Below are 17,710 nucleotides of genomic sequence, written 5' to 3' on the forward strand. Positions count from 1 at the left end.
CGTCGAGCGACGCTCGGGCGCCAGAACGCAAGCCAACATTCGATGCCAAAGGAAACTGAAATGACTGACGTAGTGATCGTATCGGCCGCGCGTACAGCGGTCGGCAAGTTCGGCGGTTCGCTCGCGAAGATCGCGGCGCCGGAACTGGGCGCGACGGTGATTCGCGCGGTGCTCGAGCGCGCGGGCGTGAAGCCCGAGCAGGTGAGCGAGGTCATCCTGGGACAGGTGCTGACGGCGGGCTCGGGCCAGAATCCGGCGCGCCAGTCGGTCATCAAGGCAGGCTTGCCCGACATGGTGCCGGGCATGACGATCAACAAGGTTTGCGGTTCGGGCCTCAAGGCGGTGATGCTTGCCGCGAACGCGATCATCGCGGGCGATTCGGAGATCGTCGTCGCGGGCGGTCAGGAGAACATGAGCGCGGCGCCGCACGTGCTGCCCGGCTCGCGCGACGGCTTCCGCATGGGCGATGCAAAACTGATCGACTCGATGATCGTCGATGGCCTGTGGGACGTCTATAACAACTACCACATGGGCACGACGGCGGAAAACGTCGCGAAGGAATTCGGCATCACGCGCGAAGCACAGGACGCGTTCGCGGCGTTGTCGCAAAACAAGGCCGAGCGCGCGCAGAAGGAAGGGCGTTTCAGCGACGAAATCGTGCCGGTCGCGATTCCCCAGCGCAAGGGCGAACCGCTGCAATTCGCCACTGACGAATTCGTGCGCCACGGCGTCACCGCCGAAGCGCTCTCGGGCCTGAGGCCCGCGTTTTCGAAGGAAGGCACGGTGACGGCGGCGAACGCGTCGGGCATCAACGATGGCGCGGCGGCGGTCGTCGTGATGTCGGCGAAGAAGGCCGAAGCGCTCGGCCTCACGCCGCTTGCGCGCATCAAGGCGTATGCGAGCGCGGGCGTCGATCCGAAAATCATGGGCATGGGGCCGGTGCCGGCATCGAAGCGCTGTCTGGAACGCGCGGGCTGGAGCGTGAACGATCTCGATCTGATGGAGATCAACGAGGCGTTCGCTGCGCAGGCGCTCGCCGTGCACAAGCAGATGGGCTGGGACCAGGAAAAGATCAACGTGAACGGCGGGGCGATCGCGATCGGTCATCCGATCGGCGCATCGGGCTGCCGTATCCTCGTCACGCTGCTGCACGAGATGCAAAAGCGCGATGCGAAGAAGGGCCTCGCGTCGCTGTGCATCGGCGGCGGCATGGGCGTCGCGCTGGCGCTCGAGCGTCCGTAAGGGCGGCGGGAAAAAAAGGAACCAGGCGGGCGGCGCTGTCGGGCGCGCCCCGCATAACGAAAAGGGAGTCGAGCATGACGAAGCGCATAGCGTATGTAACCGGCGGGATGGGCGGCATCGGCACCAGCATTTGCCAGCGGCTCCTCAAGGACGGCTTCACGGTCGTCGCGGGTTGCGGCCCGAACTCGCCGCGCCGCGTGAAATGGCTGGAAGACCAGAAGGCGCTCGGCTTCGACTTCGTTGCCTCGGAAGGCAATGTCGGCGACTGGGAATCGACGAAGGTCGCGTTCGACAAGGTGAAGGCCGAAGTCGGCGAAATCGACGTGCTGGTGAACAACGCGGGCATCACGCGCGATGTCGTGTTCCGCAAGATGACGCACGAAGACTGGACGGCCGTCATCGACACGAACCTGACGAGCCTTTTCAATGTGACCAAGCAGGTGATCGACGGCATGGTGGAGCGCGGCTTCGGGCGCATCATCAATATTTCGTCGGTGAACGGCCAGAAAGGGCAGTTCGGCCAGACGAACTATTCGACCGCGAAGGCGGGCATTCACGGCTTCACGATGGCGCTCGCGCAGGAAGTCGCGACCAAGGGCGTGACGGTCAACACGGTGTCGCCGGGCTATATCGGCACGGACATGGTGAAGTCGATCCGCCCCGAAGTGCTCGAAAAGATCGTCGCGACGATTCCGGTGCGGCGTCTCGGCACGCCGGACGAAATCGGCTCGATCGTCGCGTGGCTTGCGTCGGAGGAATCGGGCTTTTCCACCGGAGCGGACTTTTCGCTCAATGGCGGCTTGCACATGGGCTGACGGGCTGCGCTCGTCCGGCTCTCGCGTGGGGCGCGGGCCGGACGTCTGCCGCTTGCCGGATATATCAACTATGCGGCGAACCTGCAGCAACGCTTTTTTGCGACAACGCAAGACATGCTTGCTGCCATCGCAGTAAAGTCTCGCGTTTAAAGGCGTTCAATGACCACCACGACTACTACAAAGAAATCTGCCGAACGACTCATAAAAAAATATCCCAATCGTCGGCTGTATGACACGGAGACGAGCACGTACATCACGTTATCCGACGTGAAGCAGCTCGTTCTCGATCAGGAAGACTTCAAGGTGCTCGACGCCAAGTCCAACGACGACCTGACGCGCAGCATCCTTTTGCAGATCATTCTGGAGGAAGAGAGCGGCGGCTTGCCGATGTTTTCGTCGGTGATGCTTTCGCAGATCATCCGTTTTTACGGCCACGCGATGCAGGGCATGATGGGAACGTATCTGGAGAAGAACATCCAGGCGTTCATCGACATCCAGCAGAAGCTGTCCGAGCAAAGCAAGGGCATCTACGACGGCAACGCGCTGAACCCGGAAGTGTGGTCGCAGTTCATGAACATGCAGGCCCCGATGATGCAGGGCATGATGACGAGCTACATCGAGCAGTCGAAGAACATGTTCGTGCAGATGCAGGAGCAGATGCAGAATCAGGCGAAGACGATGTTCAATACGTTTCCGTTTCCGGGTGGGGCGCCGACCGGCGAGAAGAAGTGAGGGGCGGTGTGCGGCGCCGCGGGTTGTCGGTAGGGCGCGGCCGACACGTGCGGCCCGTGGCTTGTTGCAATTCACGGGCGGCAAGCGCACCACTGGTTTTGTGGAGCTGACGCGGCGCTCAGCGGGCGCGGAAGGTGATTCAGGGCTGCATTGATTGGAGTGCCAAAGCGGTTCTGCAGGTGGTCACGGTCTCCGTGCTTCGGGCGGTTCGAAAAAAGCTGCTTTCTTTGGTTACTTTCTTTGCATGGGAACAGAGTAAGGCGTTAAAGCGCCGACTCCGGTCGACACAAAGAAAGTGCCCCCGCCGGGGAGGCGGCTACTGCACAAAACGGCAAGACGACGGCAAAAGCAACAAACAAGCGCCCGGATCAAAGCAAAACCCAAAAAAACCGCCAAACCCATTCCGGTTAAAATGGCGGATTCGCTCGCCAAGCGAGCGGCAAGCCCCGCGCCACTCCCGAATCTCCCCCGTGAATATTCCAGCAAAACCCACCTCCAACGCGCCCGCGCCGAAGATCGGCATGGTCAGCCTCGGCTGCCCGAAGGCGCTCGTCGATTCCGAACAAATCATCACCCAGCTGCGCGCCGAAGGTTACGAAATCTCCGGCACGTATGACGGCGCCGACCTCGTCGTCGTGAACACCTGCGGCTTTATCGACGAAGCCGTGCAAGAAAGCCTCGATGCCATCGGCGAGGCGCTCAACGAAAACGGCAAGGTCATCGTCACCGGCTGCCTCGGCGCGAAAAAGAGCGCGAGCGGCACGGGTCTCATCGAAGAAGTGCATCCGAAAGTGCTGGCCGTCACCGGTCCGCACGCGACCAACGAAGTGATGAACGCGGTGCACGCGCATCTGCCGAAGCCGCACGATCCTTTCGTCGATCTCGTCCCGCCCGCCGGCATCAAGCTCACGCCGCGCCACTACGCGTATCTCAAGATTTCCGAAGGCTGCAATCACCGCTGCACGTTCTGCATCATCCCGTCGATGCGCGGCGACCTCGTCTCGCGTCCCGTCGCGGAAGTCATGATGGAGGCGGAGAATCTCTTCAAGTCGGGCGTAAAGGAACTCCTCGTCATCTCGCAGGACACGAGCGCGTATGGCGTCGACGTGAAATACCGCACCGGCTTCTGGAACGGCAAGCCGCTCAAGACGCGCATGACCGAACTCGTCGGCGCGCTCGGCGAACTGGCGGCGCAGTACGGCGCGTGGGTGCGTCTGCACTACGTCTATCCGTATCCGAGCGTCGATGAAGTCATCCCGATGATGGCCGAAGGTCCGCTCAAGGGCCATGTGCTGCCGTACCTCGACGTGCCTTTCCAGCACGCGCATCCCGACGTCCTGAAACGCATGAAGCGCCCCGCCAACGCCGAAAAGGTGCTGGAGCGCGTGAAGACGTGGCGCGAGATTTGTCCCGATCTGACCATCCGAAGCACGTTCATCGCGGGCTTTCCGGGCGAGACCGAAGAGCAGTTTCAAACGCTGCTCGATTTCATCCGCGAGGCGGATCTGGATCGCGTCGGCTGCTTCGCGTATTCGCCGGTCGAAGGCGCGACGGCCAATGAACTCGACGGCGCGCTGCCCGACGACGTGCGCGAGGAGCGCCGCGCGCGCTTCATGGAGCTGGCCGAGGAACTGTCGGCGAAACGCATGCAAAAGAAGGTCGGGAAGACGCTGAAAGTGCTCGTCGATGAAATTGGCGCGGAAGGCGGCATCGGGCGCACGGCGGCGGATGCGCCGGAAATCGACGGCGTCGTGTATGTCGCGCCGCCGACGAAGGCATCGAAGCGCTACAAGGCCGGCGATTTCGTCTCGGTGAAAATCACCGGCGCGGACGGCCACGATCTCTGGGGCGAGGTCTGAGCGATGACGCCGGACACTGCCCAGATCCTCGCGCTCGGCGAGGCGATGATCGAGTTCAATCAGGCAACGCGCGACGAGCCGAACTATCTGCAAGGCTTCGGCGGCGATGTTTCGAATTTCCTGATCGCGGCGGCGCGGCAGGGCGCGAGGACGGGCTTCGTGTCGGCGGTCGGCAGCGATCATTTCGGGCAACTGCTGCTCGATCTGTGGCGCGCCGAGAACGTCGATACAACGGCCGTGCGCGTCGAGAATGAAGCGCCCACCGGCGTCTACTTCGTATCGCACGGCGCGAGCGGGCATCGCTTCGACTATCTGCGCGCGGGCTCGGCGGCAAGCCGCTATGCGCCGTCGCACTTGCCGCTCGACGCCATCGCCGCGGCGAAGGTTCTGCATCTGTCGGGCATCAGCCTCGCGATCGGCGTATCCGCGTGCGATGCCGCGTTCGCCGCGATCGAGCACGCGCGCGCGCACGGCGTCAAAGTCAGCTTCGACACGAACCTGCGGCTCAAGCTGTGGCCGCTCGCCCGCGCCCGCGCGGTCATGCTCGAAGCGATCAGCGCGAGCGACATCTGCCTGCCGAGCTGGGACGACGTCACGGTGCTGACCGGTCACGAAGACAAAGACGCCATCGTGGATGCGCTGCTGGCGCTCGGGCCCAGGATCGTCGCGCTCAAGCTGGGCAAGGAAGGCGCGTATATCGCGACGCCCGCCGAGCGGCGCGTGGTGCCGGGACGCGTCGTGAACGCCGTCGATGCCACCGGCGCGGGCGACTGTTTCGGCGGCGCGTTCATTGCGCGGATCGTCGCGGGCGATGATCCCTTCGCGGCGGCGCATTACGCGAACGTCGCGGCGGCGCTGTCGACGCAAGGCTTCGGCGCGGTCGCACCGATTCCGGATCGCGCGGCGGTCGAGCGCGCGCTCACGCACTAATCCATAACCAAAAGGAGACGACAAGATGCAGCGCGAAGTGGTGGTGGCAAGCGGTGTGCGTACCGCAATCGGCGATTTCGGCGGCGCGCTCAAGGACTTCACGCCGACCGATCTCGGCGCGCGCGTCGTGCGCGAGGTGCTCTCGCGTGCGCGCGTGGAGGGCGACGAAGTCGGGCATGTGGTCTTCGGCAATGTGATCCAGACGGAGCCGCGCGACATGTATCTCGCGCGCGTCGCGGCGCTCGATGGCGGCGTCGCGCAGCACGCGCCCGCGCTTACGGTGAACCGGCTGTGCGGCTCGGGCTTGCAGGCGATCGTTTCGGCGTCGCAGTCCATCTTGCTCGGCGATGCCGACATCGCCATCGGCGGCGGCGCGGAAAGCATGAGCCGCGCGCCCTACGTGATGCCCGCCGCGCGCTTCGGCCAGCGCATGGGCGACGCGCGCGTCGTCGACATGATGCTCGGCGCGCTCAACGACCCGTTCGGCAAAATCCATATGGGCGTGACTGCGGAGAACGTCGCGGGCAAGTACGGCATTACGCGCGAGGCGCAGGACGCGCTCGCGCTCGAATCGCACCGGCGCGCGGCGAGGGCCATCGAAGCCGGTTACTTCAGGGATCAGATTCTGCCGATCACGCTGGCATCGAAGAAAGGCGACACCGTCTTCGAGCGCGACGAGCACGTCCGCATGAACGCGAGCGCCGAAGACTTCGCGAAGCTCAAGCCCGTGTTCGCGAAGGAAAACGGCACGGTGACGGCCGGCAACGCGTCGGGCATCAACGACGCGGCGGCGGCCGTCGTGCTGATGGAGCGCAGCGTGGCCGACAAGCGCGGCGTGCGGCCGCTCGCGCGCCTCGTCGCTTATGCGCACGCGGGCGTCGATCCGAATTTCATGGGCATCGGCCCGGTGCCCGCTACGCAAAAGGCGCTCGAGCGCGCGGGCCTGACGGTCGACGATCTCGATGTCATCGAAGCCAACGAAGCGTTCGCCGCGCAAGCGTGCGCGGTCGCGCAGGAACTGAAGCTCGACCCCGCGAAGGTCAATCCGAACGGCTCGGGCATTTCGCTCGGGCATCCGATCGGCGCGACCGGCGCGCTCATCACCGTGAAGGCGCTTTACGAGCTGCAGCGCATCGGCGGGCGCTATGCGCTCGTGACCATGTGCATCGGCGGCGGGCAAGGCATCGCGGCGATTTTCGAGCGCATCTGAAGTCTGTATCGAAGGAAACAAGCATGAACGAAGCAAAGAGCCGCGCGCGTTGTACGACGGCGCGTGCGACGGCGCGTGCGACGGCGCGCACGGCGGCGCGCACGGTGATCGCGGGCGCTTCGGCGCTCGTGGCGCTCGCGGCGGTTTGCGTGCTCGCGGGCTGCAATTCGCCGATGCCGCGCGATGACGCGACGTCTCAGGCCACGCCGAAAGGCGAGGCCTACGGCGCGGACCGCGCGATAGCGACGCTCGCGCTGCCGGCGCAGAAGCCGTTGTCGCCGAACCCGGAATACGCGCGGTTTCCGCGCTACGTCGGCACGCTCGGCGGACGGCAGATCGAAATGAAGCTCGGCGCGAAGACCGACGAACCGTCCGGCGTGCATGGCGAATATCGCTTCGTCGGCAGTCAGTCGGTGATCCTCCTCGCCGGCGACCGCGACGGCGAAACGCTCGAGATCGAAGAATCGAACGACGGCACCCATATCACCGGCAACTGGGTCGGCAAGTTCGAGGCGGACGGCAGCGTCTCGGGCGAGCGCATGGACCCGGACGATTCGAACGCGCAGCCCTTCGAATTGCGGCCTGCGGTGGGCGGTGCCAAGTCCGCCGCGCCCGCCGCTTCCGCCGCTCCCGCCGCACCTTCGCTGGAACCGGCGCCGCCTGCGCCGCCGCGCAATGCCGTCGGCGGGACGAGCAACGTCATCATCGGCGAGTAACGCGTCTCTCGCTCAAATTCGCGCCGCCCGTCGCTATCGCTTGCGGGCGGCGTTTCTCTTTTTTCTACACCGCCTGGCAACTCCATGACCGATTCCAGCAGCAAGGACCGCGACCTGCAAACGCGCATCGTGCAACCGGCCGACCGCATCACGCCCGGCTTCGAGTCGTTCGCCGTGCCGGTGGCGCGGGCATCGACCGTCGTGTTTCCCGATCTCGCGACGATGCGCGCGCTCGTCTGGAGCGACGACTCGAAGTGGCGCTACGGGCTGCACGGCACGCCGACGACGATCGCGCTCGCGCAGCGGCTCGCGGCCATCGAAGGCGGCGAGCATGCGCTGTTGCAGCCGTCGGGACTTGCCGCGATTTCCAACGTGTATTTCGGGCTCGTCAAGGCGGGCGATCACGTCCTCGTGCCGGACAACGCGTATTCGCCCAATCGCGAGCACGCGGACTGGCTGGCGGCGGATTTCGGCCTCGAAGTCAGCTATTACGATCCGATGACCGGCGCGGGCATCGCCGATGCGATCCGCGCGAACACCAAGCTCATCTGGCTCGAAGCGCCCGGCTCGGTGACGATGGAAGTGCAGGACGTGCCGGCGATCGTGGCGGTTGCGCGCGCGCGCGGTATCGTGACGGCGATCGACAACACGTACTCGGCGGGGCTCGCGTTTAGGCCGTTCGATCACGGCGTCGATATTTCGGTGCAGGCGCTGACGAAGTACCAGTCGGGCGGCAGCGACATCCTGATGGGCGCGACGATCACGCGCGACATCGAACTGCACAAGAAGCTCAAGCGCGCGCGCATGCGGCTTGGCATCGGCGTGTCGGCGGACGATGCATCGCTCGTGCTGCGCAGCCTGCCGTCGATGAAACTGCGCTACGAAGCCCACGACCGTTCGGCGCTCGCGCTCGCGCACTGGCTGAAGACGCGCCCGGAAGTGGCGGCCGTGCTGCATCCGGCGCTCGAGGATTGCCCCGGCCATGCGTTCTACGAGCGCGATTTCTCGGGCGGCGCGGGCGGCCTGTATTCCATCGTGTTCGATGCCCGCTACAGCGCCGCGCAGGTCGATGCCTTCGTCGAGGCGCTGGAGTTGTTCTCGATCGGCTGGAGTTGGGGCGGCGCGCACAGTCTTGCGATGCCGTACAACGTGCGCTCGATGCGCACGGCGTCGCAATGGCCGCACGAGGGCGTGCTCGTGCGGTTTTACATCGGGCTGGAAAGCGAGGCGGATTTGCGCGCGGACATCGAAGCCGCGCTCGCGAAGGCGCTTGCCTGACGCGCTGCGTCAGAAGAGGCGTCAGAATAGGCGCAAGAGGCCGTCGAGCCCGACGAAGTTGAACGCGAGGCTCGCGGCCTGCCGCACGACGGGCTTTGCGCGAAACGCCACCGACATGCCGGCTTCGGCCATCATCTTGAGGTCGTTCGAGCCGTCGCCCATCGCGATGGCGCGGCTCGGCTCGATCCCGATCTTGTCGCACGTTTCGCGCAGCGTGCGAGCCTTCACGTCGGCATTCACGATCTCGCCGATGACCTTCCCGGTCAGTTTCCCATCGATGATTTCGAGCGTATTCGCGCGCGTGTAATCCAGTCCGAGCCGGGTTTTGAGCCGTTCCGTGAAGAACGTGAAGCCGCCCGAAACGAGCAGCGTCTTCAGGCCCGCGGCGCGGGCGCCATCGAGCATGCGCTCCGCACCCGGCGAAAGGCGCAGACGTTCCTCGTAGACGCGCTCGAGCGCGCTCGCGTCGAGTCCCTTCAGCAGTGCGACACGGCGCGTCAGGCTTTCGTTGAAGTCCTTGATCTCGCCGCGCATCGACGCTTCCGTGATCGCAGCGACTTCCGCCTTCAGCCCGCAAAAGTCCGCAATCTCGTCGATGCACTCGATCGTGATGAGCGTCGAATCCATGTCCATCGCGACAAGGCCGAAGTCCGAAAGCCGCGCCTGCGGTTCGATATACGCGTAGTCGAGCGAGTGAGCGCCGCAATAGGCGTCGATGTCCGGCCGCTGGAGCGGGTCGACATCGACGAGGCGCAGGACCGTGTCGTCCATGCGCGCGATGTCGCGTGATCGGGAGAGGGCGGCGAGCGGCTTCAGATGCGAATCGGCGATAGGGGCGGGGCTTTGAATGACGAGGTTCATCGACGACGGTTCAGTGTGATTACACGCGAAACGCATATTGTACGGGGCTTGGCGCGGTGGTCCTTGATCGGCGCGGGCGTTTCGGCTGGGATTTTGCATGCGGCATGCGGCGCGCAAAATGCCATTTTGTCGACGCCGACTGCCGGCGTTGTCATCGGACGCTTGGCGATGGCTTGCGAGCGCATCGCGCGTGCGGACCGGCGGCATGCCGCCTTCAAGATGCCATCTGTTAACGCCGACTGCCAGCGAAGTCATCGGACGCTTGGCGATGTTTTGCCGGCGCATCAAGCGTGTCGAGTGGCATTTTGCATGCGGCATTCTGCGCGCAAAATGCCGTCCTGCTCGCGCCGACTGCGGCGAAGTCATCGGACGCTTGGCGATGTGCTGCCAGCGCATCACGCGTGTGGGTCGGCATTTTGCATGCGGCATGCTGCGCTCAAAATGCCATCCTGCTCACGCCGACTGCCGGCCAAGTCATCGGACGCGTGTCGATGTCATGCCAGCGCATCACGCGTATCCGACTAGCATTTTGCACGCGGCCATGCCGCGCTCAAATTGCCATCTTGCTCACGCCGACTGCCGGCGAAGTCATCGGACGCTTGGCGATGTGCTGCCAGCGCATCACGCGTGTGCGTCGGCATTTTGCATGCGGCATGCCGTGCTTAAAATGCCATCCTCCTCGCGCCGACTGCAGTGAAGTCCGGACGCTTGGCGATGTTTTGCCAGCGCATCACGCGTGTGCGTCGGCATTTTGCATGCGGCATGCTGCGTTCAAAATCCCATCCCGATCACGCCGTCGGACCGACGGTGCGATCGCGCCCATCACCGCATTACCTCGGCCGGATTCACATCCCAATAAGGCGGCTCGCCGAACTGCTCCGCCAGAAAGTCGGTAAACGCGAGCGTCTTCGGCGGTACGAACGCGCGGCTCGGGTACACCGCCCAGATCGCGACCGTCTGCGCGAGCGGATAGTCGTCGAGCACGGTGACGAGTTCCCCGCTCGCGAGAAGCGGCGCCACGCTCCACGTCGATTTCAGCCCGATGCCGATGCCCGCCGCGAGCGCATCGCGAATCACTTCGCCGTTGTCGGTGACGAGCCGTCCCGACACGCGCACGTCGATGACGCCCGTCGGCGTGACGAAACTCCAGTCGCGCTGGTCCGCGAGAATCACGCACTCGTGCTGGGCGAGGTCGGCGGGATGGCGCGGCGCGCCGTGCTTCTCGATGTAAGCCGGCGATGCGCAGAGCACGCGGCGATTGCTCGCGAGCCTGCGCGCGACGAGCGTCGAATCCTTGAGCGCACCGATCCGCACCGCGAGATCGATGCCTTCGTCGACGAGATCGACGATCTGGTCGGTCATGCGCAGATCGATGCTCACGCCGGGATACTGCCGCAGAAACGCGGGAATGAGCGGCGAGACGTGCTGACGGCCGAGCGACGAGGGCATCGTCACGCGCAGGCGTCCGTGCGGCTCGGCCTTCGCGCGCCCGACCGACGCGCGCGCGGCTTCCGCCGCATCGAGCAGTGCGCGCGCGTGAGTCACGAAAATTTCGCCTTCCTGCGTGACGCTCACGCGCCGCGTCGTCCGATGCAGGAGCCGCGCGCCCAGCATGCGTTCGAGCCCGGCGATGCGCGCGCTCGCCACCGCCGGCGACAAGCCGAACTCGCGCGCCGCCGACGACAGGTTCGCAAGCGCCGCCGCCCGCACGAACAAGCCGACATCGAGCAGATTCAGCCGCTCCCGCGCATTTCCTTCCACCCACGCGTCGCTCATGATTCGATGGCTTTCCCGAAAAATGTTTCATCGATTATGGCGGTTTTGCGCAAACGCGGCGCGGGCTACCATGCGCCTGACGTATTCACGGACATCTCGAAACAGGAAACCATCATGAAAGCCATCGGCCTGACCCGCTATCTTCCGATCTCGAATCCCGAATCGCTCGTCGATATCGAACTCGAAAAACCGACGCCTTCCGGCCGTGACCTGCTCGTGAAAGTGGAGGCCATCGCCGTCAATCCGGTCGACACGAAAGTGCGCGCGCCCAAGGACAAGGTGGAAGACACGCCGCGCGTGCTCGGCTGGGACGCGGCGGGCGTCGTCGAGGCGGTCGGTCCCGAGGCCACGCTGTTCAAGCCCGGCGACGCCGTCTACTACGCGGGCGATATCACGCGGCAAGGGGCGAACAGCGAGTTCCATCTGATCGACGAGCGCATCGTCGGCGCGAAGCCCAAGTCGCTCGATTTCACTCACGCGGCCGCGCTGCCGCTCACGACCGTCACCGCATGGGAAGCGCTCTTCGACCGCCTCAAGGTTTCCGCCGAAGGCAAGGACGCCGGCAAGACGGTGCTCATCATCGGCGGCGCGGGCGGCGTGGGGTCCATCGGCATTCAGCTCGCGAAGCAAGTTGCGAAGCTCACCGTGATCGCAACGGCTTCGCGGCCCGAATCGGCGAAATGGGCGACGGACCTGGGCGCGGATCGCATCGTCAATCACTTCGAAAATATCCCGCAGCAATTGAACGATGCCGGCATCGGCCAGGTGGATTACGTGCTGATCTTCAACGACACCGACAAGCACTTTCCCGCCGCGGCCGAAGTCGTGAAGCCGCAAGGCAGTATCTGCACGATCGTCGAGAATGCGAGGCCGCTTCCGGTCGAATTGCTGAAGGCGAAGAGCGCGGCGTTTCACTGGGAGTTCATGTTCACGCGGGCGATGTTCCAGACGCCCGACATGATCGAGCAGCACAAGCTGCTCTCGGAAGTGGCGCGGCTGATCGACGCAGGCGCGATCCGCACGACGCTCGGCAAGAACCTCGGAAAGATCGATGCCGCCAATCTGCGCGAGGCGCATCGCCTTCTGGAAGAAGGGCGGGCGATCGGCAAGCTCGTTCTGACGGGATTCTGAAACGATCGCCGGGCAGTTTTTCGGCGGCGCGCGCCCTCGGGTTTTCCATGACGAGGGCCGAGCACGCGCGGCGCTAGACTGACTCCGCCTTTGAGCCGATCCGGTGTTTTCGCGCCGGATTTTTCCCGCTTAATTCCGGAGGTGCCGGATGAATCGACGTTCGAACCTGGTCAGCGGCGCTGTCGCATTCGTGCTCGCAATGGGCGCGATGCCGGCGTCTCACGCCACGCCCGGCATCAAGGTGCTGTCGGAAGCGGCCAACGACGGCCCGATCAAGTACACCGTCAAGATGGCGTCGAAGAACTTCGGCAACGAGCAGGAAACGCGCACCATCCGCTCCGGACAATCCGACGACTTCACCTGGCAGGGATCGGCGGCCAAGGGCGCGCAGCCGGTGCCGGACGCGTGTCCGCAACTGGAGTCGATTCCGCGCAGCGCGGACGGGGCAGCGGTGCGGCAGATCCAGATTCGCTTGGCGCCGGTCGTCGCGGACAACGGCTCGGCCAACGTGCAACTCAGCTTTCGCGCCTATGCGCCGAAGGGCACGAACAAGGTGACGGTCGGCGGCAAGAGCATTCAATGTCCCGTCGATAACCGCGTGAGCCAGATCGTCCGTTTCACGATGCCGACGTCCACCGGCTCGAAGAAAACCGTCACGCTCGATGACGGCACGCAACTCACGGTGACAGCAAGCCGCAAGTAACTCGGCTCGGACGAACGGAAGCGTTCGTCTAACGCAGCAAGGCAACTAACGGTCTTTCTTTCGACCATCCTCAACAGTCAATCAACGCAACGCCATCCCGCTCCGCAGCACGCCAAAACCGCAGCCAACGCTTGGCACGCTTCCTGCGACGCCTTTCGATGCGTCAATGCGCCTCAAGCGCCGCGCATCGCCGCGTCCGTATACACATCGACCCGTTCCGACAGCGAGGTAATCGCGATGCCGCACATGATCTGGAAGGGCGCGATCAGCTTCGGGCTGGTCCATGTCCCCGTGCAACTCTATCCGGCCACGCAGTCGGAGAAAGTCGGCTTCAATCTGCTCGATAAACGCTCGATGGATCCCATCGGCTACAAGCAGATCAACAAGAACACCGGCAAGGACGTCACGCGCGACAACATCGTGCGCGGCTTCGAATACGAGAAGGGCAAATACGTCGTGATGACCGACGCCGAGATTCGCGCGGCCAATCCGGAATCGACGCAGACGGTCGACATCCTCTCGTTCGTCGATGCCCCCGACATCTCGTTCCTCTCGCTCGATACGCCGTACTACCTCACTCCCGATCGCAAGGGCGAAAAGGTCTATGCGCTCTTGCGCGACGCGTTGAAGGATACCGGCAAGGTCGGCATCGCGAGCGTCGTGCTGCACAACAAGCAGCATCTGGCCGCGCTCATTCCGGTCGGTCCCGCGCTCGCGCTCAACACCTTGCGCTGGGGCGACGAAGTGCGCGACTTCACGCAGTTCCAGTTCCCCGATGAGGACACGAAAAAGGCCGGCGTCACGTCGAAGGAACTGGACATGGCCAAGCGCCTCATCGACGACATGAGCGATTCGTGGGACCCGACGAAGTATCACGACACGTTCCGCGACGACATCATGGCGCTCGTCGAAAAGAAGGTGAAGGAAGGCAAGATCGCCGAAGTGATGAAGTTCGAGGAAGGCGGCGAAGAGAAGGCGAGCGCCGATATTCTCGATCTCTCGGAGTTGCTCAAGCGCAGCCTGAAAAGCGGCGGCGCGGCGAAGGGCGGACGCGGCGCGTCGCAATCGAAAGGCGATTCCGGCGACGACGCCACCGAGGAACCGGCCCGCCCCGCGCGCAAGACGGCGCGCCGCAAGCGCGCTTGAGCGCATTCAGGTGCCCGTAAGCGCGACCCATCGGAGAGCACACGGCGAAAACTCGAAAAGGACCCGCGACGACGATGACCGGCAAGCTCGAAACCTATCAACGCATGCGGCGTTTCAACGAGACGCCCGAGCCTTCGGGCGAGAAGACGGGCGCGCGCAAGACCGCGCGCAGCAGGAAGGCCGCGGCCGCGGCGTCCACGCTGTCGTTCGTGATCCAGGAACACGACGCGCGCCGCCTGCATTACGACTTCCGGCTGGAACTCGACGGCACGCTCAAGTCGTGGGCGGTGCCCAAGGGGCCGAGCCTCGATCCGTCGGTGAAGCGGCTCGCGGTGCACGTCGAGGATCATCCGATCGACTACGGCTCGTTCGAAGGCGACATTCCCGAGGGCAATTACGGCGCGGGCAGCGTCATCGTGTGGGATCGCGGGACGTGGGCGCCGCAGACGGGCACCGCCGCCGACGCCGCGCGCGACTACGAGAAAGGCAAGCTCAAGTTCACGCTCGACGGCGACAAACTGCAAGGCGGCTGGACCCTCGTGCGCAGCCACATGCGCGGCAGCGGCGACAAGGAACAGTGGTTCCTCATCAAGGAACGCGACGACGAAGCGCGTCCCGAATCCGAGTACGACGTGCTCCTGAAAAAGCCAGGCAGCGTCCTGTCCGACTCGCTCGGCGCGCGTCTCGAAAATGGCGAGCTGCGCGAACGCGGCGAGCGCAAGGCGAAACCGGCGGCGCGCAGAACGCTCGCGCCGCGCCCCGCGAGCGGCGACGCCGACGGCCACGCGCATCCGGACATCGTCGCGACGCGCAACGCCGAATCGCTGCGCGCGCTCTCGCACGAGCCGTCGATAGAAGGCGCCGAGAAGGCGAAGCTCCCCGCGCTGCTCAAGCCGCAGCTCGCGACGCTCGTCGATGCCGCGCCGCCCAGCGACGACTGGAGCTACGAGATCAAGTTCGACGGCTATCGCGTGCTTGCGCGGATCGAGCGCACGAAGGGCAAGAGCGATATCCGCATCTTCACGCGCAACGGCAACGACTGGACCGCGAAGTTTCCGAAACAGGTGAAGGCGCTGGAGAAGCTCGATATCGAAAGCGGGTGGCTGGACGGCGAAGCCGTCGTGCTCGACGATCGCGGTCTGCCGGATTTTCAGGCGCTGCAAAATGCGTTCGATGTCGGGCGTCCGCAAGGCATCGTCGTGTACTTCTTCGATCTGCCGTTTCTCAACGGCTACGACTTGCGCAACGTGCCGCTCGTGCAACGGCGCGCGCTTCTGAAGGCGATCGTCGAACCGGTGGACGATCCCGCGCTGCGCTATTCCGAAGACTTCGCGTTCAGCGCCGACGACCTGCTCAAGAGCGCGTGCGACATGGCGCTCGAAGGCATCATCGGGAAAAGAATCGACGCCACGTATGTCTCGGGCCGCAGCAATTCGTGGATCAAGCTCAAATGCCGGCGCAGGCAGGAATTCGTCGTGGCGGGGTATTCGGAGCCGTCCGGCAGCCGCGCGCAGTTCGGCGCGCTGCTGCTCGGCGTCTACGACGGCCACGGGAAGCTGCAATACGCGGGGCGCGTGGGCAGCGGCTTCGATCAAGCGACGCTCGCCGCGGTCAAGAAAGAACTCGACATGCGCGCGACGGATAGCATGCCTTTCGAGCACGAGCCGCAGGAGCGCAGCCGCACGCCCGTGCATTGGGTGAAGCCGGAACTCGTGGCCGAGTGCAATTTCGCGGAATGGACCAAGGAGCGCATCGTGCGGCAAGCATCGTTCGTCAGTCTGCGCGACGACAAACCGGCGCGGCAGATCGTGAAGGAAGAGCCGGCGTCGGCGAAGAAAGTGGAAGCCGAAGTGGAGAAGGCGGCCGAAAAGCCGAAGGCGCGCAAGACGGCGGCCAAAGCCGCCACTAAGACGGCCGCCAAAGCCGCACCGAAGACGGCGGTGAAAGCCGCACCGAAGACGCACGCCAAAGCCGGCGCGACAGAAATCGAAGGCGTGAAGATCAGTCATCCGGACCGCGTCATCGACAAGTCGACGGGGCTCACGAAGATCGATGTCGTCGAGTATTACGCGTCCATCGCGCAGTGGATGCTGCCGCATCTTCAGGACCGGCCCGTGTCGCTCGTGCGCGCACCGGACGATATCGGCGGCGAGCTTTTCTTCCAGAAGCACAGCGCGCGGCTCGCGATTCCGCACATCACGCAGCATCCGGACGTCGATCCGGAGCATCCGCCGCTGCTCACCGTCGAGTCGGCGCAGGCGCTCGTCGGCACGGCGCAGATGGGCACGATCGAACTGCATACATGGAATTCGGTGGCCTCGAATATCGAGAAGCCCGACCGCATGGTGTTCGATCTCGATCCGGGCGAGGGCGTCGGCTGGGACCGCATGGTGGAAGCCGCGAAACTCACGAAGGATCTGCTCGAAGAGTTGGGACTCACATCGTTCTGCAAGACGAGCGGCGGCAAGGGGCTGCATGTGGTCGTGCCGCTCGCGAAACAGGCCGGCTGGGACGAGATGAAGGGCTTCTCGCAAGCGGTCGCGCAGTTCATGGCGAAGACGCTGCCGAAATTCTTCTCCGCGAAAATGGGCATGCAGAACCGGCGCGACAAGATTTTCATCGACTATCTGCGCAACAACCGCGGCTCCAGCACGGTCTGCGCGTTCTCGCTGCGCGCGCGGCCGGGCATGGGCGCGTCGATGCCCATTGCGTGGGACGAACTCGACGGCACCACGAGCGGCGACCAATGGAACATACGCAACGCGCGCGAGCGCATGGACGCGCTCACCGCCGATCCGTGGGAAGGCTACGCGAAGGCGCGCCAGCGGCTCACGGCGCAGATGAAAAAGCGCCTCGGCATCGACGGTTCGCGCGGATGAGCATCGTTATCGACCATGACAAGGAGGCCATGATGAAGCAGGCGAGCGATCAACCGGACGACGCATCGGCCAGTGACGCCCCGAAGCCGCCGCTGCCGCACGAGACGGACCAGAGCGCCGGTTCGCAGGCGGAGGAGCGCACGCGCGATGTAGGCAGGCAGGCGCACGCGGACATCGAACGCGGACTGGTGGACACGGACCGGCGCAGCGGCCAGCCCGACGATGTCGGCGATGGCGACGATGGACCGGACGGTACAAATCAGCGGCAGCCATAGCGCGCCAGAGGCGTTTTGACCAAGACACCGGGGCAGCCGGTTGCGTAGAATGGCTGCTTTTCGGGACAGCGCCGATTCACCGCGCCCGCATCGGCGGCCCCGCGCGGTCGTCGCGTGCATCGGGCATCCGGTGACTTCGTCGGCCCGTCCGCCTTCT

15 protein-coding genes are annotated in these 17,710 nt (G+C 64.6%); 13 read left to right on the top strand and 2 right to left on the bottom strand.

Annotation, left to right across the window (positions count from 1 at the left end; translation table 11 throughout):
* The first annotated feature begins 60 nt into the window (after nucleotides 1-60).
* The 8 genes from LDZ27_RS06740 (at nucleotide 61) to LDZ27_RS06775 (ending at nucleotide 8,782) form a co-directional block, all read left to right on the top strand.
* A complete protein-coding gene (locus tag LDZ27_RS06740) occupies nucleotides 61-1,242 on the top strand; it encodes an acetyl-CoA C-acetyltransferase (protein ID WP_244815908.1) in 1,182 nt (393 codons plus the stop codon).
* Between the two features lie 74 nt (nucleotides 1,243-1,316).
* A complete protein-coding gene (locus LDZ27_RS06745) occupies nucleotides 1,317-2,057 on the top strand; it encodes a 3-ketoacyl-ACP reductase (protein ID WP_244815909.1) in 741 nt (246 codons plus the stop codon).
* A 159-nt stretch (nucleotides 2,058-2,216) separates the two neighbouring features.
* Nucleotides 2,217-2,789, top strand: coding sequence for a polyhydroxyalkanoate synthesis repressor PhaR (phaR, locus tag LDZ27_RS06750; protein ID WP_244815910.1), 573 nt, complete (start codon nucleotides 2,217-2,219; stop codon nucleotides 2,787-2,789).
* A 521-nt stretch (nucleotides 2,790-3,310) separates the two neighbouring features.
* Nucleotides 3,311-4,648, top strand: a complete 1,338-nt coding sequence (gene rimO, locus LDZ27_RS06755) for a 30S ribosomal protein S12 methylthiotransferase RimO (RefSeq protein ID WP_244816060.1) — start codon at nucleotides 3,311-3,313, stop codon at nucleotides 4,646-4,648.
* Between the two features lie 3 nt (nucleotides 4,649-4,651).
* Complete coding sequence (locus LDZ27_RS06760; protein ID WP_244815911.1) at nucleotides 4,652-5,578, top strand: sugar kinase; 927 nt, start codon at nucleotides 4,652-4,654, stop codon at nucleotides 5,576-5,578.
* Nucleotides 5,579-5,603: 25 nt separating this feature from the next.
* Nucleotides 5,604-6,788: a beta-ketothiolase BktB gene (gene bktB / locus LDZ27_RS06765; protein ID WP_244815912.1), complete on the top strand. Its 1,185-nt coding sequence runs from the start codon at nucleotides 5,604-5,606 to the stop codon at nucleotides 6,786-6,788.
* A gap of 23 nt (nucleotides 6,789-6,811) precedes the next feature.
* Nucleotides 6,812-7,504: a hypothetical protein gene (locus LDZ27_RS06770; protein WP_370653375.1), complete on the top strand. Its 693-nt coding sequence runs from the start codon at nucleotides 6,812-6,814 to the stop codon at nucleotides 7,502-7,504.
* 84 nt (nucleotides 7,505-7,588) lie between these two features.
* Nucleotides 7,589-8,782 (top strand): cystathionine beta-lyase, encoded by a 1,194-nt coding sequence (locus LDZ27_RS06775; protein ID WP_244815913.1) that lies wholly within the window; start codon nucleotides 7,589-7,591, stop codon nucleotides 8,780-8,782.
* Between the two features lie 21 nt (nucleotides 8,783-8,803).
* On the opposite strand, the gene serB is transcribed toward LDZ27_RS06775, so the two are convergent.
* Complete coding sequence (gene serB, locus LDZ27_RS06780; RefSeq protein ID WP_244815914.1) at nucleotides 8,804-9,643, bottom strand: phosphoserine phosphatase SerB; 840 nt, start codon at nucleotides 9,641-9,643, stop codon at nucleotides 8,804-8,806.
* A gap of 822 nt (nucleotides 9,644-10,465) precedes the next feature.
* Nucleotides 10,466-11,419 carry a LysR family transcriptional regulator gene (locus LDZ27_RS06785; protein WP_244815915.1) on the bottom strand — a complete coding sequence of 318 codons (954 nt, stop codon included), beginning with the start codon at nucleotides 11,417-11,419 and terminating at the stop codon, nucleotides 10,466-10,468.
* Between the two features lie 114 nt (nucleotides 11,420-11,533).
* Here LDZ27_RS06785 and LDZ27_RS06790 point away from each other — a divergent pair, with 114 nt between their 5' ends.
* The 5 genes from LDZ27_RS06790 (at nucleotide 11,534) to LDZ27_RS06810 (ending at nucleotide 17,553) form a co-directional block, all read left to right on the top strand.
* Entirely contained in the window at nucleotides 11,534-12,550 is a 1,017-nt protein-coding gene (locus LDZ27_RS06790; RefSeq protein ID WP_244815916.1) for a zinc-binding alcohol dehydrogenase family protein, read from the top strand.
* 148 nt (nucleotides 12,551-12,698) lie between these two features.
* Nucleotides 12,699-13,253, top strand: a complete 555-nt coding sequence (locus tag LDZ27_RS06795; protein WP_255751445.1) for a DUF6013 family protein — start codon at nucleotides 12,699-12,701, stop codon at nucleotides 13,251-13,253.
* A gap of 237 nt (nucleotides 13,254-13,490) precedes the next feature.
* Complete coding sequence (locus tag LDZ27_RS06800) at nucleotides 13,491-14,399, top strand: Ku protein (protein ID WP_244815917.1); 909 nt, start codon at nucleotides 13,491-13,493, stop codon at nucleotides 14,397-14,399.
* A 74-nt stretch (nucleotides 14,400-14,473) separates the two neighbouring features.
* The gene (gene ligD, locus LDZ27_RS06805) at nucleotides 14,474-17,278 is read left to right on the top strand and encodes a DNA ligase D (protein ID WP_244815918.1); all 2,805 of its coding nucleotides are present in this window, start codon (nucleotides 14,474-14,476) and stop codon (nucleotides 17,276-17,278) included.
* Nucleotides 17,275-17,553, top strand: coding sequence for a hypothetical protein (locus LDZ27_RS06810; protein ID WP_370653376.1), 279 nt, complete (start codon nucleotides 17,275-17,277; stop codon nucleotides 17,551-17,553). Before ligD ends, LDZ27_RS06810 begins: the two co-directional genes overlap by 4 nt.
* Nucleotides 17,554-17,710: the final 157 nt, after the last annotated feature.

The organism is Caballeronia sp. Lep1P3 (genome assembly GCF_022879595.1).
In the GTDB taxonomy this organism is placed as follows: Bacteria; Pseudomonadota; Gammaproteobacteria; order Burkholderiales; family Burkholderiaceae; genus Caballeronia.

Bases quoted from the DNA above. Each gene is read 5' to 3' on its own strand.
- LDZ27_RS06740 (WP_244815908.1), top strand. From the start codon at position 61: ATGACTGACGTAGTGATCGTATCGGCCGCGCGTACAGCGGTCGGCAAG.
- LDZ27_RS06745 (WP_244815909.1), top strand. From the start codon at position 1,317: ATGACGAAGCGCATAGCGTATGTAACCGGCGGGATGGGCGGCATCGGC.
- phaR (WP_244815910.1), top strand. From the start codon at position 2,217: ATGACCACCACGACTACTACAAAGAAATCTGCCGAACGACTCATAAAA.
- rimO (WP_244816060.1), top strand. From the start codon at position 3,311: ATGGTCAGCCTCGGCTGCCCGAAGGCGCTCGTCGATTCCGAACAAATC.
- LDZ27_RS06760 (WP_244815911.1), top strand. From the start codon at position 4,652: ATGACGCCGGACACTGCCCAGATCCTCGCGCTCGGCGAGGCGATGATC.
- bktB (WP_244815912.1), top strand. From the start codon at position 5,604: ATGCAGCGCGAAGTGGTGGTGGCAAGCGGTGTGCGTACCGCAATCGGC.
- LDZ27_RS06770 (WP_370653375.1), top strand. From the start codon at position 6,812: ATGAACGAAGCAAAGAGCCGCGCGCGTTGTACGACGGCGCGTGCGACG.
- LDZ27_RS06775 (WP_244815913.1), top strand. From the start codon at position 7,589: ATGACCGATTCCAGCAGCAAGGACCGCGACCTGCAAACGCGCATCGTG.
- serB (WP_244815914.1), bottom strand. From the start codon at position 9,643: ATGAACCTCGTCATTCAAAGCCCCGCCCCTATCGCCGATTCGCATCTG.
- LDZ27_RS06785 (WP_244815915.1), bottom strand. From the start codon at position 11,419: ATGAGCGACGCGTGGGTGGAAGGAAATGCGCGGGAGCGGCTGAATCTG.
- LDZ27_RS06790 (WP_244815916.1), top strand. From the start codon at position 11,534: ATGAAAGCCATCGGCCTGACCCGCTATCTTCCGATCTCGAATCCCGAA.
- LDZ27_RS06795 (WP_255751445.1), top strand. From the start codon at position 12,699: ATGAATCGACGTTCGAACCTGGTCAGCGGCGCTGTCGCATTCGTGCTC.
- LDZ27_RS06800 (WP_244815917.1), top strand. From the start codon at position 13,491: ATGCCGCACATGATCTGGAAGGGCGCGATCAGCTTCGGGCTGGTCCAT.
- ligD (WP_244815918.1), top strand. From the start codon at position 14,474: ATGACCGGCAAGCTCGAAACCTATCAACGCATGCGGCGTTTCAACGAG.
- LDZ27_RS06810 (WP_370653376.1), top strand. From the start codon at position 17,275: ATGAGCATCGTTATCGACCATGACAAGGAGGCCATGATGAAGCAGGCG.